General features: G+C 64.2%; 21 protein-coding genes and 1 pseudogene. 11 read left to right on the plus strand and 11 right to left on the minus strand.

The features are described from left to right. Positions 1-83: 83 nt before the first annotated feature. The 3 genes and pseudogenes from A5686_RS19650 to A5686_RS19660 all read left to right on the plus strand — a co-directional run bounded on the left by A5686_RS19650 (position 84) and on the right by A5686_RS19660 (position 3,491). The gene (locus A5686_RS19650; protein ID WP_067937746.1) at positions 84-1,292 is read left to right on the plus strand and encodes a cytochrome P450; all 1,209 of its coding nucleotides are present in this window, start codon (positions 84-86) and stop codon (positions 1,290-1,292) included. 33 nt (positions 1,293-1,325) lie between these two features. Then, positions 1,326-2,543: a CaiB/BaiF CoA-transferase family protein gene (locus A5686_RS19655; protein ID WP_067937845.1), complete on the plus strand. Its 1,218-nt coding sequence runs from the start codon at positions 1,326-1,328 to the stop codon at positions 2,541-2,543. Next, positions 2,540-3,491, plus strand: a pseudogene (locus A5686_RS19660) (thiolase family protein). The gene A5686_RS19655 and the pseudogene A5686_RS19660 overlap by 4 nt, the downstream one beginning before the upstream one ends. 79 nt (positions 3,492-3,570) lie before the next feature. Here A5686_RS19660 and A5686_RS19665 read toward each other — a convergent pair. From A5686_RS19665 to A5686_RS19690, 6 genes are read right to left on the minus strand one after another with little or no spacing between them, the layout of a single operon-like run. After that, a complete protein-coding gene (locus tag A5686_RS19665) occupies positions 3,571-4,764 on the minus strand; it encodes an acyl-CoA dehydrogenase family protein (RefSeq protein WP_067937748.1) in 1,194 nt (397 codons plus the stop codon). Then, complete coding sequence (locus A5686_RS19670; RefSeq protein WP_067937750.1) at positions 4,765-5,811, minus strand: acyl-CoA dehydrogenase family protein; 1,047 nt, start codon at positions 5,809-5,811, stop codon at positions 4,765-4,767. Positions 5,812-5,813: 2 nt separating this feature from the next. Next, positions 5,814-6,644: an amidohydrolase family protein gene (locus tag A5686_RS19675; protein WP_067937847.1), complete on the minus strand. Its 831-nt coding sequence runs from the start codon at positions 6,642-6,644 to the stop codon at positions 5,814-5,816. Then, positions 6,641-8,266: an acyl-CoA synthetase gene (locus A5686_RS19680; protein ID WP_067937753.1), complete on the minus strand. Its 1,626-nt coding sequence runs from the start codon at positions 8,264-8,266 to the stop codon at positions 6,641-6,643. Before A5686_RS19680 ends, A5686_RS19675 begins: the two co-directional genes overlap by 4 nt. Before the next feature lie 31 nt (positions 8,267-8,297). Next, entirely contained in the window at positions 8,298-9,500 is a 1,203-nt protein-coding gene (locus A5686_RS19685; RefSeq protein ID WP_067937754.1) for an amidohydrolase family protein, read from the minus strand. 33 nt (positions 9,501-9,533) lie between these two features. Beyond that, the gene (locus A5686_RS19690) at positions 9,534-10,379 is read right to left on the minus strand and encodes an enoyl-CoA hydratase (protein ID WP_067937756.1); all 846 of its coding nucleotides are present in this window, start codon (positions 10,377-10,379) and stop codon (positions 9,534-9,536) included. A gap of 353 nt (positions 10,380-10,732) precedes the next feature. On the opposite strand from A5686_RS19690, the gene A5686_RS19695 reads away from it, so the two are divergent. Next, positions 10,733-10,972: a CsbD family protein gene (locus tag A5686_RS19695; RefSeq protein WP_067937758.1), complete on the plus strand. Its 240-nt coding sequence runs from the start codon at positions 10,733-10,735 to the stop codon at positions 10,970-10,972. Between the two features lie 61 nt (positions 10,973-11,033). On the opposite strand, the gene A5686_RS19700 is transcribed toward A5686_RS19695, so the two are convergent. Both A5686_RS19700 and A5686_RS19705 read right to left on the minus strand, forming a co-directional pair. Continuing rightward, positions 11,034-12,050 carry a dihydrodipicolinate synthase family protein gene (locus tag A5686_RS19700; RefSeq protein ID WP_067937760.1) on the minus strand — a complete coding sequence of 339 codons (1,017 nt, stop codon included), beginning with the start codon at positions 12,048-12,050 and terminating at the stop codon, positions 11,034-11,036. A gap of 43 nt (positions 12,051-12,093) precedes the next feature. After that, on the minus strand, positions 12,094-12,891 hold the full coding sequence (locus tag A5686_RS19705; protein WP_067937762.1) for an SDR family NAD(P)-dependent oxidoreductase: 798 nt from the start codon (positions 12,889-12,891) through the stop codon (positions 12,094-12,096). A 191-nt stretch (positions 12,892-13,082) separates the two neighbouring features. Here A5686_RS19705 and A5686_RS19710 point away from each other — a divergent pair, with 191 nt between their 5' ends. After that, a complete protein-coding gene (locus tag A5686_RS19710) occupies positions 13,083-13,883 on the plus strand; it encodes a TetR/AcrR family transcriptional regulator (protein WP_067937764.1) in 801 nt (266 codons plus the stop codon). A 19-nt stretch (positions 13,884-13,902) separates the two neighbouring features. Here the strand turns inward: A5686_RS19710 and A5686_RS19715 are convergent, their stop codons facing one another. Both A5686_RS19715 and A5686_RS19720 read right to left on the minus strand, forming a co-directional pair. Next, positions 13,903-14,811 (minus strand): enoyl-CoA hydratase/isomerase family protein, encoded by a 909-nt coding sequence (locus A5686_RS19715; RefSeq protein ID WP_067937766.1) that lies wholly within the window; start codon positions 14,809-14,811, stop codon positions 13,903-13,905. Beyond that, entirely contained in the window at positions 14,808-15,503 is a 696-nt protein-coding gene (locus A5686_RS19720) for a hypothetical protein (protein WP_067937767.1), read from the minus strand. The genes A5686_RS19715 and A5686_RS19720 overlap by 4 nt, the downstream gene beginning before the upstream one ends. Positions 15,504-15,678: 175 nt before the next feature. On the opposite strand from A5686_RS19720, the gene A5686_RS19725 reads away from it, so the two are divergent. The 6 genes from A5686_RS19725 (at position 15,679) to A5686_RS19750 (ending at position 22,748) form a co-directional block, all read left to right on the plus strand. After that, positions 15,679-16,500, plus strand: coding sequence for an enoyl-CoA hydratase/isomerase family protein (locus tag A5686_RS19725; protein ID WP_067937770.1), 822 nt, complete (start codon positions 15,679-15,681; stop codon positions 16,498-16,500). 113 nt (positions 16,501-16,613) lie between these two features. After that, on the plus strand, positions 16,614-17,426 hold the full coding sequence (locus A5686_RS19730) for an enoyl-CoA hydratase/isomerase family protein (RefSeq protein ID WP_067937771.1): 813 nt from the start codon (positions 16,614-16,616) through the stop codon (positions 17,424-17,426). Then, on the plus strand, positions 17,417-18,211 hold the full coding sequence (locus A5686_RS19735) for an enoyl-CoA hydratase/isomerase family protein (protein ID WP_197520646.1): 795 nt from the start codon (positions 17,417-17,419) through the stop codon (positions 18,209-18,211). Before A5686_RS19730 ends, A5686_RS19735 begins: the two co-directional genes overlap by 10 nt. Beyond that, positions 18,211-19,680: a class I adenylate-forming enzyme family protein gene (locus A5686_RS19740; RefSeq protein ID WP_067937773.1), complete on the plus strand. Its 1,470-nt coding sequence runs from the start codon at positions 18,211-18,213 to the stop codon at positions 19,678-19,680. The genes A5686_RS19735 and A5686_RS19740 overlap by 1 nt, the downstream gene beginning before the upstream one ends. Continuing rightward, a complete protein-coding gene (locus A5686_RS19745) occupies positions 19,670-21,235 on the plus strand; it encodes a class I adenylate-forming enzyme family protein (protein WP_067937776.1) in 1,566 nt (521 codons plus the stop codon). Before A5686_RS19740 ends, A5686_RS19745 begins: the two co-directional genes overlap by 11 nt. Beyond that, on the plus strand, positions 21,228-22,748 hold the full coding sequence (locus tag A5686_RS19750) for a class I adenylate-forming enzyme family protein (RefSeq protein WP_067937778.1): 1,521 nt from the start codon (positions 21,228-21,230) through the stop codon (positions 22,746-22,748). Before A5686_RS19745 ends, A5686_RS19750 begins: the two co-directional genes overlap by 8 nt. On the opposite strand, the gene A5686_RS19755 is transcribed toward A5686_RS19750, so the two are convergent. After that, on the minus strand, positions 22,745-23,107 hold the full coding sequence (locus tag A5686_RS19755; RefSeq protein ID WP_067937780.1) for a hypothetical protein: 363 nt from the start codon (positions 23,105-23,107) through the stop codon (positions 22,745-22,747). The two genes, A5686_RS19750 and A5686_RS19755, sit on opposite strands and share 4 nt — an antisense overlap. Positions 23,108-23,181 lie beyond the last annotated feature (74 nt).

Here is a 23,181-nt window from a genome sequence, read left to right on the forward strand (position 1 = left end):
CCATGTCTCCTACTGTAATGATTACAGTACGATCTTACGAGTCAGGTGTTCGATCGTGCTGAGATCAAGATGCGGGAGATCAGGTGACGACCAACGTTCACACCGCCACCGGTGCCGGCGACGAGACCGTCAGCCTGCGTGACCCCTACCCGTTCTTCGCCCGCAAGCGGCGGGAGGCCGGCGTGTTCGCCGGCACGGTGATGAACTACTCCAAGACGCCGGAGTCGCTGCGGCCCAAGCAGGAATACTCCGCGATGTCGTTCGACGTGGTCAATGCGGTCCTCCGGGATAGCCGGGTGTTCAGTTCCAAGCCGTACAACAAGACCATCGGCCTGTTCATGGGTCCGACGATTCTGGCGATGGAGGGCAAGAAACATCGCGAACACCGCAACCTGGTATCCGCGGCATTCAAGTCCAAGGCACTGGCCCGCTGGGAGCCCACCATCGTGCGGCCGATCTGCAATGCCCTTATCGACGAGTTCATCAAGACCGGTCACGCCGACCTGATCCGCGACTTAACCTTCGAATTCCCCACCCGCGTCATCGCCCAGCTACTGGGACTGCCGGCCGACGACCTGCCGATGTTCCGCAGGCGCGCCGTGCAATTGATCAGCTACCACGTCAACTACGAAGGCGCCCTCGAGGCCTCCACCGCACTCAAGGATTATTTCGTCGAGCAGATCGAACAGCGCAAGTCCAAGCCCACCGACGACATCATCGGTGATCTGGTCACCGCGGAGATCGACGGCGAAAAGCTCACCGACGAAGCCATTTACTCGTTCCTTCGGCTACTGCTACCCGCCGGCCTGGAGACCACCTACCGCTCGTCGGGAAACCTGTTGTATCTGCTCTTGACGCACCCCGATCAATTCGCCGCGCTGCAAGCCGACCGGGAGCTGCTGGCACCGGCCATCGAGGAAGGACTGCGCTACGAGACACCGCTGACCGTCGTGCAACGCTTCACGACCGAAGATACCGAGGTGGAAGGTGTACAGATTCCGGCACGTTCGGTGATTGGAGTATGCATCGGTTCGGCGAACCGCGACGAACACCGCTGGGAACGCTCCGAAGAGTTCGACATCTTCCGTAAGCACACGCCACACATTTCCTTCGCCGCCGGTGAGCACACCTGCCTGGGTTTGCATCTGGCCCGGCTGGAAACGCGCGTCGCGATGGAATGCCTGCTGGACCGGCTGACCAATGTCACCTTGCTGGCCGACGATGATCCGCACATCCACGGCCAGCCGTTCCGGTCACCGAATGCGCTTCCGGTGACGTTCGACGCGAAGTAGGAGTGAGGATATGGTCTTGAAATGACCAAAGTCATGACGGGCTTTCGGGTCCTCGAACTCGCGCAGTTCACCTTCGTTCCCGCGGCGGGTGCCATCCTCGCCGACTGGGGAGCGGACGTCATCAAAGTCGAACACCCGGCACGCGGCGATACTCAGCGTGGGTTCCTGAATATGGGTGGGATTCAAATCGATCCGGAACGGCACCCGCTGATGGAGCATCCCAACCGCGGCAAACGCAGCGTCGGGATCGACGTCTCCACACCGGGCGGTCAGGAAGTGATCTACGAGCTGGCCAAGACCGCGGATGTGTTCCTGACCAACTACATGCCCGCGCAACGCCAGAAGCACAAGTTCGATGTCGAGCACATTCGCGCGGTGAACCCGAACATCGTGTACGCCCGCGGCTCGGCTTACGGCGATAAAGGAGCCGAGCGCGATACCGGCGGCTATGACGGCACGGCGTTCTGGACGCGCAGCGGCATTGGATACGCCCTGACGCCCGAGGAGCTGGGCGGCGCACTGGGACAAGGCATTCCCGCTTTCGGCGATTCGATCGGCGGCATGTTCATCGCCGGCGGCATCTCGGCCGCCCTGCTGCATCGCGAGCGCACCGGCGAAGCCGTCGAACTCGACGTGTCGCTGCTGAGCACCGCCTGGTGGGCGGCCGGCGCGAGCGTGACGCAGGGCATGGAGACCGGCGAGGTCATGCGCACTCCCATGCCGGGTTCCGCCACTGCCATGTCGGTGAATCCGTTCATGGGCAACTACGAAACCTCCGACGGCGGCACGATCAACCTGTGCATCATCAGCCCGACCGGGCTGATCCGCGACACTTTCGAACACCTGGGCATTCCCGAGGCGGCCGACGACCCGCGCTTCGCCGACGTGCTGCCGCTGATCCAGAACGCGAATGCTGCGGCCGAGCTGATTGCGAAGGCCTTCGCCGCCAAGCCGTTTGACTACTGGCGGCAGCACCTCAAGACGATGAAGGGCCAATGGGCGCCGTTCCAGAGCCTCCTCGACCTGGTCGACGACGAGCAGGCGATCGCCAACGACATGATCGCCGAAGTCGGGCTCGCCAGTGGCGGCAAGCCGTTCCGCGTGGTCCGCGGCCCCGTTCAGTTCAATCACGAGCCGTTGACGACGACCCGGGCGCCCCAGGCCAGTGAGCATACCGAGCTGGTCCTGATGGAGCTCGGGATGGACTGGGACCGGATTGAGCAACTCAAGAATGCGGGAGCTATTGCGTGACCCCCAGTAGCAACGATGTCGCCGTCATCGGCGTGGGGCTACACCCGTTCGGGCGTTTCGAGGGCAAGTCGGCGATGCAGATGGGCGTCGACGCCATCCTTGCGGCGGTCGCCGATGCCGGTATCGCTTGGCGGGACGTCGAGTTCGCCACCGGGGGGAGCTGGACGGTGGCCAACCCGGACGCGATCGTCGGCATGGTCGGTCTGACCGGCATCCCGTTCACCAACGTGTTCAATGCATGCGCGACCGCCGCCAGCGCCGCCAAGGCGTGCGCCGACGGTATTCGATTGGGCGACTACGACATCGGGATGGCCGTCGGCCTGGACAAGCACCCCCGCGGGGCGTTCACCGAGGACCCCGCCCTGGTCGGAATGCCGCGCTGGTATGCAGAGAACGGGCAGTACCTGACCACCCAGTTCTTCGGCATGAAGGCCAACCGCTACCTGCACGAGCACGGCATCTCCCAGCAGACCCTGGCCAACGTTGCCGCCAAGAACTTCCGCAACGGCGCCATAAACCCCAACGCGTTTCGCCGGAGACCGATCTCCGAAGAAGATATCCTGAATTCGGCGATGCTCAATTACCCGCTGACCCAATACATGTTCTGCGCCCCCGACGAGGGCGATGTGATCCAGTTGCAGGACACCGACGCCGGCGCCGAGGTCATCCACATGGCCGAGTGCGGCTTCTGCGAGCATGGCGATCAGGAGAAAGCTCCTAGCCGACGGCGCCACCGAGATCAACGGCGCGATGCCGGTCAACACCGACGGCGGGCTGATCGCCAACGGCGAGCCCATCGGCGCCTCCGGTCTGCGGCAGATCCATGAAATCGTGCGCCAACTTCGCGGTGAGGCGGGCCATCGCCAGGTGCCCGGCCGCCCTAAGGTGGGATTCACCCAGTTGTACGGCGCGCCGGGCACCGCCGCCGCGACCATCCTCACCACCTGACGACAGCCCTTGCGCCGTACGTGAACTGGTGGCGACGACACGCCGAAGGCAGCCGCCGTCAAATCACGTTCGGCGCAAGCTAGGAGGCTTTTCGCGCGAGCGGCGCGTACGCCGGCTTGCCCAGGCCCAGCACGTATTGCGCGATCATGTTGCGGAACACCTCCAAGGTCCCGCCGTAGATCCCGACCAGCGGGGCGAATCGATACACGTACTCCGCGGCCCCGTTGTCGGCCGCGCCGTCCGTGCCCTGCGGCAGCACCGACGCGGTGCCCAGGATGTCCATCAGGTCCGGGGAGATGTCACGCATCGTCTGCGCCAGGGCGACGCGGCCGAAAATGCTGGGCGCGCTCAATGACGCTTCCATCCGCGCGGCGCTGCGCCCCAAGCGATATGCCACCGATGAATCATCGATGAGCCTGTGCCCGTTCGGATCCCGCTCGCCGACCTTTGCTGCGGCCTTGTCCAGGGCGTCGGCCATGAAACCGGCCTGGTGCATCATGATCGACACATCCTGCAGCCCGTCCGGGGCGGCCGCAACGGCTCCGTGCTCGGTGTTGAGGGGTTCACGCAACACCGTCCATCCCGCGTTCACGTCGCCCAGGCGGTACTTGTCGTCGACGCGCACGTCGCTGTAGTAGACGATGTTGGTGCGGTCGCCGTCGACGGTGCGAATGCCCTGAATCTCGATGCCCGGAGAGTTCAACGGAACCAGGAACATGGTCAGGCTCTTGTGCTTCTGCGCGTCCGGATCGGTATTGGTGATGAGGAAAACGTATTGGCAGTTGTGCGCACCGGTGGTGAACATCTTGGAGCCATTGATAATCCAGCTGTTGCCGTCACGCACCGCACGGGTCTTGCAGGTGGCGATGTCGGAACCGCCTTCTGGTTCGGTGTAGCCCAGGCATAGCCGTACGTGCCCGCTGAAGACACCTGGTAGCACTTCGTCCTGCAATGCGGCAGAGCCGAACTTCGCGACCGACCGGGCCACCATGGCGGTGGTACCCCAGGTCACCCAGGGCACATGTGCGCGTCGCTTTTCCAGCTCCCAGATGCGGCGACGCAGCCGGCTGAAGCCACCGTCAGCCTCCGGCTTCCATTCGCGCTCAAGGTAACCGGCGGCACCGAACGCCAGGTGCACTCCTTCGTCGAAGTTGTCGCCCGTTTCCCGGTCCCGGCGCCTGACCTCTTCTGTCACGTGGGTTCGCAGGAACTCACGCGCTTCGTCGAGGAAGCGCTGATCGTCGTCGGACAGCATGACTCGTGAGAAATCCACTTAGGCGCCCTCTCCACTTTCGCGCGCTGCGACCAGCTCACCGATGTACTTGGCGCTGGCGCCCGGATCTCCACCGGCCAGCGCCCAACCACGGGCACGCACCAGATACGCCGTGGCGGCGGCCTCCGACGAAACCCCAAGTCCACCTTGAATATGCACCGCCATCGTCGCGGCCTTGGCCGCCTCCTCCGCCATGAACACGAACGCCGAGGGCGCCAGCTCCGGTCGCTCGTGCGGCTCGTTGTCCAGGAACCAGGCCGCGCGCCGCGCCAGGTTGCGGCCGCCCTGCACGGTGATCGCGATGTTGGCCAGCGGATGAGAGATGCCCTGCAGCGTCGAGATCGGAACCCCCAGTGTGTAGCGCGTTTTGGCGAACTCCGCCGCGATGGTCATGGTCTCCTCCACCAGGCCCACCAACGCGGCCGCACTCAGCACCCGCCATTCATCCAGCGCTCGTTGATATTCCGCCAACGCATCCGATCCGCTGGCCAGTATGGTGCGGGTGTCAGCGGTCGCCGGATCCACCCAGGCCATCGGCAACCGGCCGATGTTGTCCACCTTGGTCGGGCGGGTGCCGAACGTCAGCGCCACGACGTCGTCACCATCGCGCACGATGATCTGGTCAGCGATCGATCCGGTGGGCAGCAGCCGAGCGCCGGACGCGTTGTCCTGCTGCGGCTCGAATGCGGCGAGCCGCTTACCATGCACGACGTCAGGCTCGACGGCACCGAGGCGCGCGAGCAGCCGTGCGGTACAGACCTGGTCGATCCACGGTACCGGCGCCAGCACCCGGCCGATCTCCTCGGCCACCAAGGTCAGATCGACGATCGTCGCGCCGTCGCCGCCCGCGGATTCCGGGACCGCCATGGTCGTGGCGCCCATGGCGCACAACCGCTCCCACAGGTTTTTGTCGAAGCCGGTTTCCTCCGCGGCGCGCACGGTTTCGATCGAGCAATGTGTCTTGAAGAAATCGCGGTAGGCGGCCTGCAACGCCTCGTGGTCCGACGTCAGGCTGTAGTCGAGCCTACGTAGTTCATAGCGGTCCATCCTCAGCCTTCCTTCTGGCCACCGAAGAAGAATTCTTGGGCATTGTTGTAGAGATAGTTGTCCAGCACGGCGTCGGGCAGGTCCAGCGCGGCCGCTTCGGGAACGACGCGGTGCATTTTCAGCACCGGCCAATCCGAAGCGAAGATCACCTTGTTTTGTCCGCGAGTCCGCATGTAGTGCAACAGGCTGTCCGGCAACCGCTTTGGTGACCAGGCCGACGTCATCAACCGCAGATTCGAGTATTTGATCAACAACCTGATCGCGATGTCCCACCACGGGTCGGCACCGTGCATCATGCACAACTTCAGTTCGGGGAATCGCACGCAGACCCGGTCTAGGTGAATCGGGTTCTGTACCTCCCCGGGAATGGGGGGCCCGGGAATGCCGGTGTTGATACACAGCGGCAGCTCGAGCTCGGCGCACTTGGTGTACAGCGGGTAGTAGACGGCGTCGCTGGGCGGGTACAGGCCGTCACCCCAAAAGCTCGGGCCGACGGCGGCATAGGCAACGGGCAGATCGTTGACGATGGACGAAAGTTCCCGCAGGGACGGCATCGGCCGCAACAGGCTGACCCCGCCCATCGCCAGCGCAAAGCGGTCGGGCTTCTCCTCGACGAACTTGCGCGCGGTCACTGACGGCTTGGCCAGGTTGTCCATCAGGATCGCCTTGCGCACGCCCTGGGCGTCCATCTCCTCGAGCAGCTTTGACAACCCGACCGGTGAGAACATCGACTCCGGCCCCTTGAAGTAGTCGTCACGCACCTTGAGCATCCAGGCGGGCTGCTGCTCCGTCTCGCCGAAGTGCACGTTGATCAGGCAATCGATAACTTTCATGTCGGCATCGGTGCTTTCGCTGTCGCGTGACGTTTCGCCCAACGGTAATCGGCCTTACCATTGCCCAAGCGCCGAACCTGCTCGACGACGAGGAACTCCTTGGGCGCCTTGAACCGTGCCAGTCGCGACGTGCAGAGCGTGAGCAGCTCCGCGGCGGCCGCGTCGGCTCCATCGCGGAGCTCGACGAGGGCGACGAGCTCTTCGCCCCAGCGCTCGCTGGGGCGACCGACCACCAGGGCGTCGGCGATCGCCGGGTGGCCGCGCAGCACCTCTTCGACTTCCTCGACGAAAACCTTTTCGCCGCCGGTATTTACCACCAGCGAGTCACGGCCGAGAAGCCGCAAGGATCCGTCGGGTTCCAAGCCGGCACGGTCACCGGATATCACCACCCGCTTGCCGTCGATGACGGGAAACGTTTGACAGGTGGCATCGGGATCGTTGAAGTACCCCAACGGTATTCGCCCTTGCCTGGCGGCCCAGCCCACCTCCGATTCACCGGGGGAAAGGAAGTGACTGTAGTCCTCGGAAAGAACCAGTCCACCCTCGCGCAGCGTGAAGGTGTCGGCTTGCGTGCCGATCCTGCTGTGGCCGAAGCCCATGTTTCCCGTCTCCGACGAGCCATAACCGTTGATGAGCGTGATATGGGGTAGCAGTTCCAACAGGGCTTGCTGATACTTCGGATTCGTCGCGGCACCGCCGGTGCCGATCGCATACAGCGCCGACAAGTCGTAGGAACCACCCTGCAACTGCGCCACCAGCGGCGCGGCGTAGGCATCCCCGACCATGGTCATCATCCCGACCTTCTCGCGCTCGGCCGTCTCCCAGACTACGTGCGGATCAAGTTTTTTGGAGGTGTCATAAAGCACCACGGGGGTACCCGCCATGATCGCCGCGAATGCTGTCCACATGCCGGCCGCGTGCATCAGAGGCGAGACGGCGAACCATGGGGCACCGGCGTCACCACGCACCTTGTCGTGGATCTCCTGGGCACAGGCATGGTCGGCCCCCACCATCGACGACACGTAGATGTCGGACTGTCGCCACAGCACACCCTTGGGCCGGCCGGTCGTGCCGCCGGTGCAGATCATCAGCAGATCGTCCGGGGACGCCGTCACGGTATGGTCGGTATTCCCCTGCGCCAGTGCGTCGTCCAGCGAAATCGCACCGGCCGGTTCCCGGTCGTTGCTCGCGTCGTCCACCGACAGCAACAGGTCAACGCCGGCATCGGTGAGCACGTCGGCGAATTTTGCGCCCAGCCCGCGGTGATAGATGACCGCTCGGGGTTTCACGTAGTCGAGCAGCTCGCCGACCTCGCGTGGCGTGTAGTAATAGTTGATGTTCACCGGGACGGTCCGGGCTTTGAGGCAGCCGACGACCATGTCTGGGTACAGATCGTTGTGCATGACCAGCGCCACCCGGTCCTGTCCGCATTCCCAGTTCTGCAGGTTGGCGCGTTCCCGATACGCTCCTAATCCGTTGCCCGCCAGAAAGTTCGCCAGTCGGCGCGTGCGCTCCGCCGATTCGCGAAAGGTGCTGCGGCGGCTGCCGCAGACCGTCATCGTCCGGTCGGGGATAACGGCGGCGATTTCGTCAAGAACCGCCCCTATGGTCCATTCGCTCACGGATGTAGCCGGCCTTGGGTAGTCATCTCGATCAGGCAGCCGAGCCGACTTGGACACCGAGAAGGTCTAGCGCGTTGTCCCGCATGATCTTTCGAATATCGGAGTCGCTGAAGCCTTTCAGCTCGTCGGCAAACGACACCGGCGTCTCGAGGCCTTCGCCGTGCGGCCAGTCGGAACCGAACAGAATCTTGTCGACGCCGATGGCCTCGGCGAGCTCCGGAAGGTCGTCCTCGTAGTAGGGGGCGATCCACACGTTGTTGCGCAGCTGTTGCACCGGGTCTTCGGGGAAATATTGGGGCTGGGTGTTCGCCGCCTTCTTCAGGCGCTTGATCAGCCGGTGCACAAAGTACGAGCCGTTCTCAATGCTGACGGCCTTGAGTTTCGGATGACGGGTGAACACCCCGTGCACGATCATCGAGGCCATCGTGTCGTGGATGGCCCGGTCGTCGAGGAGCACCTGATCCAGCGGATCCTTGGCCCCGAAGCCCTCGAACGTCGCCTTGCCGCCCCAGGCCGCCGCGATGTGCAAATAACCGCTGTCGGAGAGGTGGAACCCCACCGGCACCCCCGCCTCGGCCAGCCGGGCCCACACCGGGTCGTGGCTGCGATCGCCCAGCGACCGCGGCTTGACCAGGCCCGGCACCGGCGCCGGGCGCACCAGCACCAGCTTGGCGCCGCGCGCCAACACGAACTCGACCTCCTCGACGGCCTTGGCCGGGTCGGCCAGCGAAATGATCGGCGCGGCAATGATTCGGTGATCGGGCCGGTCGAAGCCCCAGTCCTCGTCGAGCCACAGATTGAACGCGTGCACCGACGCGATGGTCGCCTCGATGTCGTGTTTGAGCGCCTCCTCGACCCCGCATCCGAAGGTCGGCAGCATGAACACCGTCTCGATGTCCTGGGTATCCATCACCGTGATCCGGGCATCGCGGTTCTGGTACTCGGGATGGTCCGCCAACCGTTCGACCTTCATCAGCGATGCCGGGTCTACGCCGTCTGGAATCTCACCGCGGAACAACAGGTCGAGACAACCCGGGACGATGATCGGGTCGAAGGTGGGATTGGGGATGAAGTGGTTGACGCGGTCCCCGATGACGGCCCACGTCCGCTTGCCATCGTTGAGCATCTGGACGCCGCGCCGTTTGAACCTCTTGTCCAGGTGGCGGGTAAACGAGTCCAGCGGTTCGTAGTAGTGGTTGTCAACGTCGATCGCCCGGTAACCCAAGCCAGCCATGATCGTCCTTTCCGCCAGTTACCGACACGAACACTAAGCGTCGGTCGAGTCGAGCGATGGGAATTGCGGGGGCCGCTTCTCGAGAAAACTTGTGATGCCCTCGATGACGTCGGGGCGCGGCATGGCCTCATGCAGCAAAATCTCCGCGAGCGCATTGGCCTCTGCGACGTCGCGAGTCGCGTCACCATATACCTGCCTCTTGATCACCGCCATCGACGCCGGAGAGCAATGCGCGGCGATGTCCTCGGCGTAGTCCAGGGCGCGCTTCATCAGACTTTCCGGAGCGACAACCTCTTTCACCAGGCCCATCTCGGCCGCCTCCTCGGCGAGGAACGTCCGCCCGCTGAGCAACAGATCCAGAGCGACGCCCCAACTGGTCAGCCGCGGAAGTATCCACGAAATTCCGAACTCCGCGATCAGGCCGCGGCGGGCGAACACGGCGGCGAACTTCGCTCCGGCGGCCGCGAACCGGACGTCGCACATCAACGCCTGGGTCAACCCGATGCCGACACAAGCACCGTTGACGGCCGCGATGACGGGCTTGCGCAGTGTCGTCAGAAAATGAGGCGGGCGCTCCCCGACCAGGTCCGCCAGGTTCGACCGGCCTGCCTCTTCGAGCTTCTCGCCGTAGGTGGGCGCCCAACTCGGTGCGCCCAAATATGCGCCCGCACAAAACCCCCGGCCCCGCCCGGTCAACACGACGGCCCGGATAAAGGGGTCCCGCTCGGCGCGATCAATCGCGGTATAGAACCCCGCGGCCATGTCGGGGCCCCAGGCGTTGAGGCGATCCGGACGATTGAACGTCAGAATCGCAACACCGGTTTCAGTGGTCTCATACAGCACCGCCTCGTCGGTGAGCACAGGGTCGGCGGCGCTCATCGGACATCCCCTCATAGCCGAACCAACAGGTGAGTTTGTACCCATACTGTATATCTATCGGTACTGCATTCCACAACCGCCGCCATTTGGGTGTGAAACCCCAACTCAACTGCGATTTCGTGCGGGGGAAGCCGGTGCAACGGCGCACAGATCTACATCGCGGCGGACCACGATTTTGACGCGGTGGTAACCCGGCGAAACACCGAACGTCGGCACGGATTTTCGCCGCACAAACGGTCGACGACATGGCAAGACTTAAATTCTGTGGTGTGTGACACGGTCGCGCCACGTTTGCAACGGACCCGCGATCGGGAAACCCCCAAAGAGCCAGCCAACAATGGGAGGTAGTCGTAATGGTTGACGTCAAGAGTGGCCCGATCGAACTGGTTCGCGGCATCGTCGATGATGCCCTGGGTAAGACCAAGCAGGTCATCGGGATCATCATCGGCAACGACAGCCTGGTGGACGAGGGCAAGGCTCAGCAGGACAAGGCGGAAGCCCAGCGCAATGCCGGGAAGAAAGAAGCCGCCGCTGAGAAAGCCCGCGGTAAGGCCAAGGCCTACGAGCAGCGCGAGCGGGCCGAGCAGAACTAAAGGTCCCGGCTAGGCGAGCGGGCCCGGTCACTGACCGGGCCCCTTCGCTGCCTAATCCCTGTTACGGCAACACGGTTTCGAGTAGGCCCAGGCGCTGATAAGCGGTTTCGATCTGGGTCTTTGCCTCGGCGGGAAGTTCGGCCTGCGGGGGACGGGAATGCGGGTACCCGCCGATTGGCAGGCCCAGCAGCGACGCGGCGTATTTGAATGCGCCGCCCCAGTGGGTGAAGTAATCAGCTCGCCCCGGGTAGCACGTCCACCATGATCCGACGTCCAAGTCGAACTGGTCCATGCCGGACTCGCGGCCGTAGTCCATGGCCTCGATGAGTCTGCCGCTCTGAACCAGATCCCAGTATTCGGAAAACAATCGCCGGGTGGGTGTTTCGAAAAGATAACCGGCGGTGCCCAATTGCGCCGCACAGACTATCCCGTCGCGCAGCCAGCCGGCCCGGTAAACCGTCTTGTCGCATTCCCACACCACAAGACCGGGCGCCAGTTCATGCAGCATCCGGCTGCTCGCAGGCCGGAAGGCGCCCTCCTTGGTGGCACAAACCGCCGGAACCTCGTTGTAAATCCGGGCACTTTCGGCCGGCGTCAGCACGTAACCCGACGACGGCGAATTGAACATGCCCAAGGCGATGTTCGTACGCCTCGCCACGTATTTGAAGAAGCGCAGTACGCCGTCGCCGCCGTGCGTCTCCATCATCGGCGTTTGAATGTAGACGATGTCAGCGCCAACCTCCTGGGCATGCAACGTCAAATCCACGCAGTCCTTCGCCGAAGTGGCCACCGTGCACGCCTGCACAACCACATCGGGATTGATGCCGCGCGCTTCCTCGACGGCCACCTCCAACAGACGTTTGCGCTCGTCGAGTGTTAGAGACCAGAATTCGGCGATCCCGCTGGTGCACCACAACATCGGATGGGCGAGATCACCGACGCAGTAGCGCACCAGCATCCGATAGGCGTCCCAGTCGATATCATCGCCGTCGGTGCCGCAGAACGGGGTGTAGAGGGAGTCACCTATCCCCCGCAATGCTCCGGGCGCCCACGCGCGCGCCTCCGCTGCCGTAGCCACAGTCGACTCCTTTTGTCTGCCAGTCGATTTCTTCGATCCGTCGTCAGGTGAAGTCTGAACCACCATCGACGTTGATGTTGGCCCCGGTCATGTAGGAGTTGCGCCGAGAGGCCAGGAACGCTGCGACCGGGCCGATTTCGTCCGGCAGGCCCGCACGCGGCATGTGTGCGGGATGACCGAAATGCTTGGCGATGGCCTCCATCAGGGCGTAGGGGTCGTCGCCGTCGACCCCCACCGACTTCGCCCAGCCGACCAGCGATTCGGACGCAATGCTGCCCGGTGACACCACGTTGACCAGGATCTCGTCTTTGGCCAGCAGCAGTGACAGGTTCTTCGAAACGCTGGCCAGCATCGATTTTGCGGCTGTGTAGGCGGGCAGCATGATGCTTTGCCGCTGAGTCGAGTGCGCCGAAAAGTTGACGATCCGGGCCCAGTGTGCCTTGCGCCGCAGCGGGAGCGCGGCACGCACGCACCGCACCATTCGCAGTACGCCGTCTTCGACGGACTGGCGCCACTGGTCATCGGTCAGATCTTCGAACGTGCCCGCCGCGCCCGGCCCCACCGTGATGACCAGAGGGTTGAGTTCGCCGTCCCAACGCTCGGCGAGTTCGTTGAAAGCACTGTTGACCGCTCCGTCGTCCCCGATGTCGGCCGTCAATCCGATCGCGTCGGGGCTACCACGTCGCGTGAGATCGGTCACCGCGGCATCGAGTGCCTCGCGGCTGCGGCCGATAACCGCCACCCGGGCGCCCTCCTCGGCCAAGCAGCGTGCCGTCGCCAAACTCATACCTCGACTACCACCGACTACCACGGCGGTGGCATTCGCCGGTCCTCGATCCATTGCTTAGTCCGTAGCTCTAGTCTGGTCATTTCGCCCGTCCAGCCGATTTACCAAAAAGCCTACGATAGGTATTACAGTAGCAGAGGAAGAATGCGACACGAAGGCGTATACGCAGGTCAGAAGAGAAGTGCCGGTAAATTCAACTGTACCGGCAGCACGGCTGCCAGACCGCATGCACGGATCAGAATTTGATGGAGGTGCCCGTAGTGGCAAAACAGGCAACCGCCGACAAACGCCAGCGACGCGAACGCGGGTCCATCAATCCCGATGACATCATCAGCGGCGCATTCGAACTCGCCGAGCAGGTGTCGATCGACAACCTGAGCATGCCGCTGCTCGGCAAACATCTCGGCGTCGGTGTGACGAGCATTTACTGGTACTTCCGCAAGAAAGACGACCTGCTCAACGCGATGACCGACCGCGCCCTGAGCAAGTACGTCTTCGCTACTCCCTACGTCGAGGCCAGCGACTGGCGCGAGACTTTGCGCAACCACGCGCGATCGATGCGTAAGACCTTCATGGGCAACCCAATTCTGTGCGACCTGATTCTGATTCGGGCGGCGCTTTCTCCTAAGGCGGCGCGGATGGGTGCCCAGGAGATGGAAAAGGCGGTGGCCAATCTGGTGGAGGCCGGCCTGTCACCGGAGGATGCGTTCGACACCTATTCGGCGGTTTCGGTTCACGTGCGCGGATCGGTGGTACTGCAACGGCTCTACGAAAAGAATCAATCGTCGGACGTCGGGCCTCGGGCCATCGAAGACGCCGTCTCCATCGACCCGGAAAAGACCCCGCTCCTCGCTCAGGTGACTCGGATAGGTCACCGCATCGGCGCGCCCGATGAAACCAATTTCGAGTATGGGCTCACCTGCATTCTCGATCACGCCGGCCGGCTGATCGACGAGAAACGCGGCAAGGCCGCGCCGGCACGGCAGCGCAAGCCGACCAAGTCGGCCACCAGTCGGGGCCGAACCAAGGCGGCAGCGACTCGCTGATTCCGCCCGAAACTCTCTGTCAGCCTTCGGGTTCGGGGACGTGGAAGTGCTCGTCGCGTAACCGAAACGCCTCCCGTGCGCCGTGCTGCGCACGGGTTTTGACGAAGTTGAATTCGCCAGGGCCGAAATGCAGGTTGGTGCCGAAGGCGTGGAAAAGGTAACTGGCGACCTCTTCGCCCTGATAAGCCTGGCTTTGCTCGACAAGCCGGAACGCCTCCTTGGCGATGACGACTCCGTCGGCGGGCATCTTCGCCGCCTTCTCGGCCCAGTATCGCGCTCTGGCCGTCACCGCGGCGGGCGCGCAGGTGTCGGTGAAGATTCCGAGGTGTTCGATCTCAGCCGCCTCGATGATGTCCCCGGTCAGCAGCAGGCGCCGCGCCAGCACCGGCCCGAGCCGGTGAAAGAACATGTGCAGGCTACCGAGCGCGGGGCCCAGGAAACGGGTTGCCGGCATGCCGATCTTCGTGTCACGCGCGATCACCGAGATGTCGGTCATCAACGCCATCTCGAAACCGCCCCCGAGAGCGTAGCCGGCGATCTCGCCCACCGTTACCTTCGGGAAGCCCATGAAATTGTGGTAGAAGCCAAAAGACCTGCGGTCCACGGTCAGTCGTCGGCGCTGGCTCGGGCGACGTTTGTCTGCCCGCTCTTCTGCGTCCGTCTGGCCGGGCGGTGCCGAAGAGCCGTACCAGCCGTACGCATTGTTCATGTCGGCCCCGGTGGAAAAGACGCCCTCGGCACCACGCAGTAGCACCACCGTCAGGTCGTCGTCTTCGGCCACCTGGTCCAGACAGCGGGCGATGGCCTCACGCATCGCGGCATCGTAGGAGTTTTTCTGCTTGGGGTTGTTCAGCGTGATGGTCGCAATGCGCCGATCGGGATCGATGTCGAAGAGCACGCGATCGTCTGAGGTGCTCGAGGCGGTCATCTGTCGGACTCCTTTCGGCGCCTGCCGAATCGCGTTCCGGCGAGCTTTTCCGGCCGTGACGCCAACGTGTTGACCTCGCCGGTACACAGGACTTCGTCGTCGAGCAACAGCCGACCGGTCGACGTGATGCCGCGTTCGTCCTCAGACCGGGTGATGTCGAATCGCAGCTCGGTCAGCACCGGCGTCGGCCGGCGGAAGGTCACCACCAGGGACCGCGTTTTGCCGGAAAGCCCGGTGACGCAGTTGTGGTGCTGAATGACGCAGTCAAAGAAGACGCCCAGGAATCCACCGTGTACCAGTCCTGGCGGTCCCTCGTAGACCAGGGGGAACTCAACAGTGCCCGTTGCATTCTCGGCATCGAGTCGCTCGAACCGGTATTCGGGAAAGCACGGGTTGTAAACGCCGATGTCGGTTGCGTGGTTGAGGTAGACGCGCCGGTGGTCGTCGGGCAATTCGCCGATACGGGGCGCATTGTCCGTCGGCGCCGCGCTCGCCAGTTCGCTTTCCCACTCGGCGAATTTTTGCAGCATGGCGTCCACCGTGGGGTGCGGATGCTCGAGGGATATCAGCAACGAGCTCAGGCGCCGCAGGGCGGCAGCTGCGGCCACGGTCTGGGCAAGCGGCGCCTCACCGAACTTCGCGTCGCCGTTGCTCGTCGACGTCGGCGTGGCATGCCCCTCCGCCATTGTCATCGACGCCACTCCTCCTCATCGCTGCCGCTCTGCATCGTCGCCGGCGCGGCCAATGGTTCTCTCTTTCACCTGAGTTGTTCCGCAGGCAGCGTATCCTTGCTAACTTATACAGCGTATCAATCGTATTGCCTACTGTATGGGTAACCGTATCGGCGGAGAAAGGCCGGATTCGACGGTGAGTCAGGGGGCCGACACGGCCGGTGCCGAGGGTTCGGTAACAGTGCACCGCGACGGTGCGGTGTTACTGGTGACGCTCGATCGCGCATCTCGGCGTAACTCGTTGACACGGTTGATGATCGGCACGTTGGTCGAAACGCTCACGAAGGCCGCCGCCGACGATTCGCTGCGAGCCGTACACATCCGCGGGGCGGGCGACGACTTCTGTGCCGGCTCCGACTGGGTGGCCGCCAACGACCCCGGTGGGCAGCGTCCGCGCAGCGGGGATCTGGTGCGCCGGGTCCCCCACGCCGCGCACCGGGTCATCGAGCTCGTCGCAACCATCCAGCTGCCGGTGGTGTGCAGCGTGCGAGGCTGGGCGGTGGGACTCGGCTGCAATCTCGCGCTGGCCGCGGACTTCACCGTGGCCGCCGACGATGCGGTCTTCTGGGAACCCTTCATCGGCCGTGGATTCAGCCCCGACTCGGGATCCACCTGGCTGCTGGCGCGCATGGTCGGCCTGGTGCGGGCCAGGCGCATGTTGCTGCTTGGTGAGAAGGTGAGCGCGCCTGATGCGGCCGACTGGGGATTGATTCACCAAACGGTAAGCGGCTCGGACCTCGACCACACCGCAGAGGAGTTGGTGGGCCGGCTGGCCTCCGGACCGACGGCCGCAATCGGCCTGGCCAAGCAGGCCCTGGGGTTCGGTCAGCATGCAACGCTGAGCCAATCGTTGACCCAGGAGCTGTTCAACTTGGAATTATCCTGCCGAACAAGCGATTTCAAGGAGGGCCTGGAGGCCTTCCGGCAGCGACGGGACCCGGAATTTCGTGGACGCTGACCAAAGAGGTGACAACTCAAGGGCGCTGGGGTCTGCAAATGGGATTTGCCTCGAATGCGTCCAGAAGCCCCACGCTCGTGGGTTGGCCCCGGCGCCAGACGAAGGGATGATCGATGCCCACTGATTCGTTCGACACGATCAAGTACGAAGTCGACGGGCACACCGCGACTATCACCCTGAACCGGCCGGACGCCCTCAATGCGCTCAGCCCGCACATGATCACCGAGCTGCGGGTCGCCTACGACGAGGCCGAAAACGATGACAACGTCTGGCTCACCATCGTCACCGGCACCGGCCGCGCCTTTTGCACCGGCGCCGATGTCAAAGAGATTCCGGAAGACGGCAAGGTCATCTACGAGCGGCCGTACCTATCGACATACGACCAATGGGAGGCGCCGCAGGAGGGTACGCCTCCGTTTCGCACCACGGCCAAGCCGGTGTTGACCGCCGTGAACGGAATCTGCTGTGGCGCAGGCATGGATTGGGTTACCACGACTGACATCGTGATCGCTTCCGAGCAGGCGAGCTTTTTTGATCCGCATGTCAGCATCGGACTGGTGGCAGGGCGCGAATTGGTGCGAGTGTCTCGGGTGTTGCCCCGCTCGATCGCGCTGCGCATGGCCTTGATGGGCAAGCACGAGCGGATGAGCGCACAACGCGCCTACGAACTCGGGTTGATCAGCGAGATCGTCGAGCATGACCGCTTACTGGAGCGGGCCCACGAGATCGCCGGCGTCGTCAACTCCAATGCACCGCTGGCCGTCCGGGGCACCCGGCAGGCGATTCTCAAGGGCCTGAACGTGCCGCTGCACGAGGCGGAGATACTCGCCGAAACCTTCCGCGAGCGGGTGCTGCGCACCGAGGACGCGCAGGAAGGTCCAAAGGCGTTCGTCGAGAAGCGCAAACCGAATTGGCAATGCCGATGACTTTCGAAACCATTTTGCTCGAGGTGGACGCGCAAGACCATGTCGCCACCATTACGCTGAATCGCCCTGATCAGCTCAACGCTTTCAACCGGACCATGTGCGAGGAGATGGCACGCGCGTGGAAAACGGTCAAACTCGACCAGTCGGTTCATGCCGTGGTGTTGCGTGCCGCCGGAGACCGGGCGTTCAGCGCCGGCCTGGATATCAACACGCCATACGGGCAGCCCGAAAACATCTGGAACCACGATGATCCCGGCGAAGCCCTGAGTCCCAAGTGGCAGAAGATGTGGAAACCCGTGGTCTGCGCGGTCCAGGGCATGTGCACCGCCGGCGCGTTTTACTTCATCAACGAGTCCGACGTGGTGATCTGCTCCAAAAACGCTACCTTCTTCGACTCGCATGTGTCGGCGGGCCTGGTCTGCGCATTGGAGCCGATCGGCCTGATACGACGCATCGGCCTGGGCGAGACCCTGCGTATCGCACTGATGGGCAACGACGAACGCGTCAGCGCCGACACCGCCCTGCGGATCGGATTGGTCTCCGAGATCGTCGCCGCCGACCAGCTCTGGGACCGTGCCCACGAGATTGCGGCGACCATCGCCGCCAAGCCGCCGACCGCGACCGCGGGCACGGTGAAGGCGATTTGGGAATCACTGGACAAGCCGTACCGCGCCGCGCTGGACCAGGGCCTGATCTACACCCGGCTGGGAAACCCGCTGGGCACCGCCGAGCTGGCCGCTCAGAACGATTCCCAAACCCCGGCGCGCAAACCGAAGATTCGCTGATGTCGCGTCACCCACTGGTTCGACGCATCGCCGACGTGCTCGGCCTCCAGCCCGACTCGCATGCCATCGAGTATGGCGGGCAATGGGTCTCGTGGTCTCAGGTCGCCGCGTCGGCGCAACGCATCGCGGCCATCACCTCGGGATCCGAAGTCGGGATGCTGTTGCGCAACCGGCCTGGGCACGTGGCAGCGTTTCTGGGCGTGCTGCTGGGCGGTGGAACCGTCGTCGTCATCAACCCGTCTCGCGGTGATGCGCGCACCAAGTCCGACATCGCGGGGCTGCAAGTTTCCGTGATCGCTGGTGAGCGGGACGATCTGACGAAGCTGGTCCCCGCGGGCACACCGACGGTCCCGATCTCGGGGGTGTTGGACGAGCCCGAGCCATCCGGGTCACCCACCAATGGCGCAGGCCCGCTCTCCGGTGTCGCGGTGCGCATGTTGACCAGCGGCACGACCGGCCCGCCCAAGCGAATCGATCTGGGCTACGACGTGCTGGCGCGCAGCGTGATGGGGCCGGATTTCGAGCATGCGGCGTCGCCTGAAGACCTGCGCCGCGGCATCGCGATCGTGAACTCACCGCTGGTCCATATCGGCGGGGTTTTCCGGGTGCTGCAATGCATCGCCGAGGCACGACCGTTCGTGCTGCTGGAACGTTTCGAACTGAACGCATGGGCCGACGCGGTGCGCAAGCATCGACCCCGCGCGGCTTCGCTGGTACCGGCCGCCCTGCGCACCGTATTGCACTCCGATGTTCCGCGCGCCGACCTGGAAAGCCTGAAGGCCGTCACCTGCGGCACGGCGCCGCTGTCGGCCGAAGACGCCGACAGCTTCACCGAGAAGTACGGCATCCCCGTGCTTACCTCCTATGCGGCAACCGAATTCGGAGGTGGCGTGGCCGGGTGGACGCTCCCCGACCATCAGCGGTACTGGAAGACGAAACGGGGCAGCGTCGGTCGGGCGAATCCTGGCGCTCAGCTCAGGGTGGTCGCCGGGGACGGAACCCCCTTGGGCCCGGATGAAGTCGGGCTGCTCGAGGTCAAACCGGGCCAGTTGGGGCCCTCCGCCCAATGGATGCGGACGACGGACATGGCGCGGATCGACGCCGATGGGTTTCTCTGGATCGTCGGGCGCGCCGACCAGGCGATCATCCGTGGCGGTTTCAAGGTGATGCCCGACGACGTTCGCGCCGCACTGGAAAGCCACCCCGCCGTGGCCGGTGCGGCCGTGATAGCCCGACCGGACGAGCGGCTCGGCGAGACGCCGGTCGCCATGGTTGAGCTACGCGAGCGGGACTGCTCCGACGCCGAGGTGCTGGTGGAGTACCTGCGAGAGCGGCTGGCACGCTACGAGATACCCACCGCAATCGCGATCGTCGACACCATCCCGCGCACGCCTTCGGGTAAAGCCGACCTGCGCGAGATCCGGCGCTACTTCGAAAAGACCGCACCGCAGCACGACCATGCCAGCTGATTTCACCGTCGCCGAGATCCTGCGGCGCCAAGCCCGCTCGCGTGAAACCCACCCTCTTCTCGTCTGCGACCGTGACCGCATCAGCTACGCCCAGGCCGATCGCCGCTCGGCGGAACTCGCCCGCGGTCTGATTGCCCTCGGTGCCGGCAAGGGAACCCACGTGGGGTTGCTCTACCCGAACGGACCCGAGTTCGTCGTCGGGATGCTGGCGGCGGCGCGAATCGGTGCGGTGGTGATTCCGTTCTCCACCTTTGTCACCGCCAGCGAGCTGCGCGAGCAACTGGTCGACGGCGACGTGGAAATCCTGTTGACCGCCAGATCTTTTCGCTCTCACGATTACGTGCAACGGCTATCGGAGATTCTTTCGCAAGCCGATCTCGGTTCTCGATTGTTCTGTGCCGCAACGCCGCAACTGCGCCACGTCGCGGTCACTCATGAGACCGTCTTCGGACTGGCGAACACCGTCGACCGCGCGCTGCTGACGGCGCTCGAGGATGACGTCGCAGAATGCGATCCGCTGACGATCGTGTACACGTCGGGTTCCACCAGCGCGCCAAAGGGAGTGGTGCACACCCACGGTGCCCTGCTGGCGCATCAGCAGAATCTCAATCGGATTCGGGGCCTGACGGCCGACGACAGGCTGTTCTGCAATTCGCCGTTCTTCTGGATCGGTGGGCTCGCATTCGGCCTGCTCGCAACTTTGGCGGCCGGATCGACCTTGGTGTGCTCCAACGCCACCGATGCGGAGACGACGCTCGACCTGCTGGAAGCCGAAAAGCCAACCATGACCAACGGATTCGTGGCCAGCATCGCCCACCTGGCCGATCACCCGAGCTTCCCCCGGCGCGACCTGTCGTCGATGCGGCGCGGCAACCTGTACCCGATCATGGCTCCCGAGGCCCGCCCGGCCGACCCGGAACTGCGACACAACATGCTGGGAATGACCGAGGCCGGCAGCATCGTGCTGATCGGCGATGACGAATCCGACCAGCCCGTGCACCGGCGCGGCTCGTTCGGCCGGCCGGCACCGGGGTTTGAGACCAAGGTCGTCGATCCCGACACCGCCGCGGTCAAACCGGTCGGCGAGGTCGGCGAGCTGTGTATTCGCGGGCCCTACCTGATGCAGCGCTATCACAAGCGCAGCCGCGAAGAGTGCTTCGATGCCGACGGATGGTTCCACAGCGGCGACTTGGTGCGCGTCGACGTCGACGGGTTCGTCTATTTCGTCGGCCGGCGCAGCGCGATGATCAAAACGGCGGGCGCCAATGTTTCGGCGGCCGAGGTGGAGAAGGCCATCAGCAAGGTCACCGACGGAGCGCCGGCTTATGTGATCGGCATTCCCGATGCGCGGCGTGGGCAGGCCGTCGCCGCGGTGGTTGTCCGGGCGGACGGCGCCGCACCTTTCGACGAAGCCGCACTGGTTGCACTCCTCAAAGCAGAATTATCCGCGTACAAGATCCCCAAGCGATTCCTCGCCCTACGCGGTGACGAGGTTCCGCTGCTGTCCAGCGGCAAGGTCGACGTGCGCCGACTCAGAGAACTCTTCGATGGCTAGCACCATCGACCGGTTGGTGCGGTTACGGGCCGACCACGATGGCGACACGCCGATGGTGATCGATCCCGCCATCCGGATCACCTACCGCGAAATCGACTCGACCACACGTGATTTGGCAGCCACCTTTATCGAAGCCGGTGTGGGCAAAGGCACCCGGGTAGGGCTCATCATGCCCAATAGCGTCCGCTGGGTGCAGGTCGCCGTCGCCGTGACCCGTATCGGTGCGGTGCTGGTCCCGCTCAGCACCCTGCTGACGCCCGCAGAGCTGGCCGCGCAGCTACGCGCGGCCTCGGTGCAATTCCTTATCAGCGTCGACGAATTCCGCGGTCACCGCTACCTCGACGACCTCAAGACGATCCGGCAAACCGACTTTCCAGCGTTACGGGCGGTTTGGTCGGTCGACCTGCTCGAAAACGCCTGCGCGAGCGTGCACGCCCGCAACATCGTCGACCCCATGACAGCGACGGTCACGCCCGCCGACCCCCTGGTGATCATGTTCACCTCGGGCACCAGCGGATCCCCCAAGGGGGTAATCCACTCGCACGGCAACGCATTGGGCGCCGTGCAATCGGGCCTAGCGGCTCGCCGCATCACGCCTGACACCCGCCTGTATCTTCCGATGCCCTTCTTCTGGGTGGGCGGTTTCGGCAGCGGAATACTGTCCGCCCTGCTGGCCGGCGCCACCCTGGTGACCGAAGAAATACCGCGGCCGGAAACAACCCTGAGACTGCTGGAAGACATACGGGTCACGCTGTTTCGGGGCTGGCCGGACCAAGCGGAGAGGTTGGCACGGCACGCCAGCGAGGTCGGCGCTGACCTGTCGGCTCTTCAGTCGGGGAGCCTGCAGGCCCTGTTACCACCCGGGCAGCGCGCCCAACCGGGCGCGCGTGCCACGTTATTCGGCATGACCGAGGCCTTCGGCCCGTACTGCGGATACGCCGCCGACACCGACATGCCCGCTTCGGCCTGGGGCAGCTGCGGGAAGCCTTTTCCCGGCATGGAGGTCCGCATCGTCGACACCGACAGCGGCGCCCCCCTCGCCGCGGGCGTCACCGGGATGATCCAGATTCGCGGACCGCACACACTGCGCGGCATCTGCGGGCGCACCCGCGAGGAAATCTTCACCGCCGACGGCTTTTACCCCACCGGTGACCTCGGTTACCTCGACGATGATGGATTTCTGTTCTACCACGGGAGATCCGACGACATGTTCAAAGTCAGCGGCGCGACCGTCTACCCCAGCGAGGTCGAGAGCGCCCTGCGCGCGATCGACGGCGTCGACACCGCCTTTGTCACCAATGTTCCCGGAGCCGGGGGCAATCGGGTGGGCGCGGCGGTGGTGTGCGCTGCGCTGACCGTCGAGCAGCTACGCGGCTCCGCGCGAACTCTGCTGAGCGCCTTCAAGGTCCCGACGGTATGGCTACTGCTGGACTCCGACGAGCAGGTTCCGCGCGGCGGCACCGGCAAGGTCGACGTCCGTCGACTGCGCGAGATGCTGTCAGACCAGACTTAGGGAACTCGCGTCCAGGGCTGACAGTTCTGCGACTCGAAGGCCTTGATCGTCGTGTTGATGTTCGCGAACATCGGACCGACGGACATATTCGTTTGGACCACATGGTCCTTGTTCGCATCGGGCGTGCTGTAGGTGAACCACGCGCACATTGAGTCCTGGGTCGGCACATCGTTGATCCACACCCCGAACGTAGAGGCCGAACCCGCCGTTCGGTAGAGACCCGGCGCGATATCGGGACCGACCACAAACACACCATTTCCGGGGATCGGGTCGACCGGCTCGGCGGCGACCGTCGGCGCAAGGGCGATCGCCGTCAGGGTCACAACGAAGACGGCCGATATGCGAAGTGCCGGCGGCATTGCCTTTCTCCAAACTGTCGCCCACCCTGAGGGCAGCGTATGCCCAAGCGCACTGTGCGACAAGAGATGGAGTG

Origin of the sequence: Mycobacterium sp. E2479 (genome assembly GCF_001667925.1) — a bacterium.
GTDB lineage: Bacteria > Actinomycetota > Actinomycetes > Mycobacteriales > Mycobacteriaceae > Mycobacterium.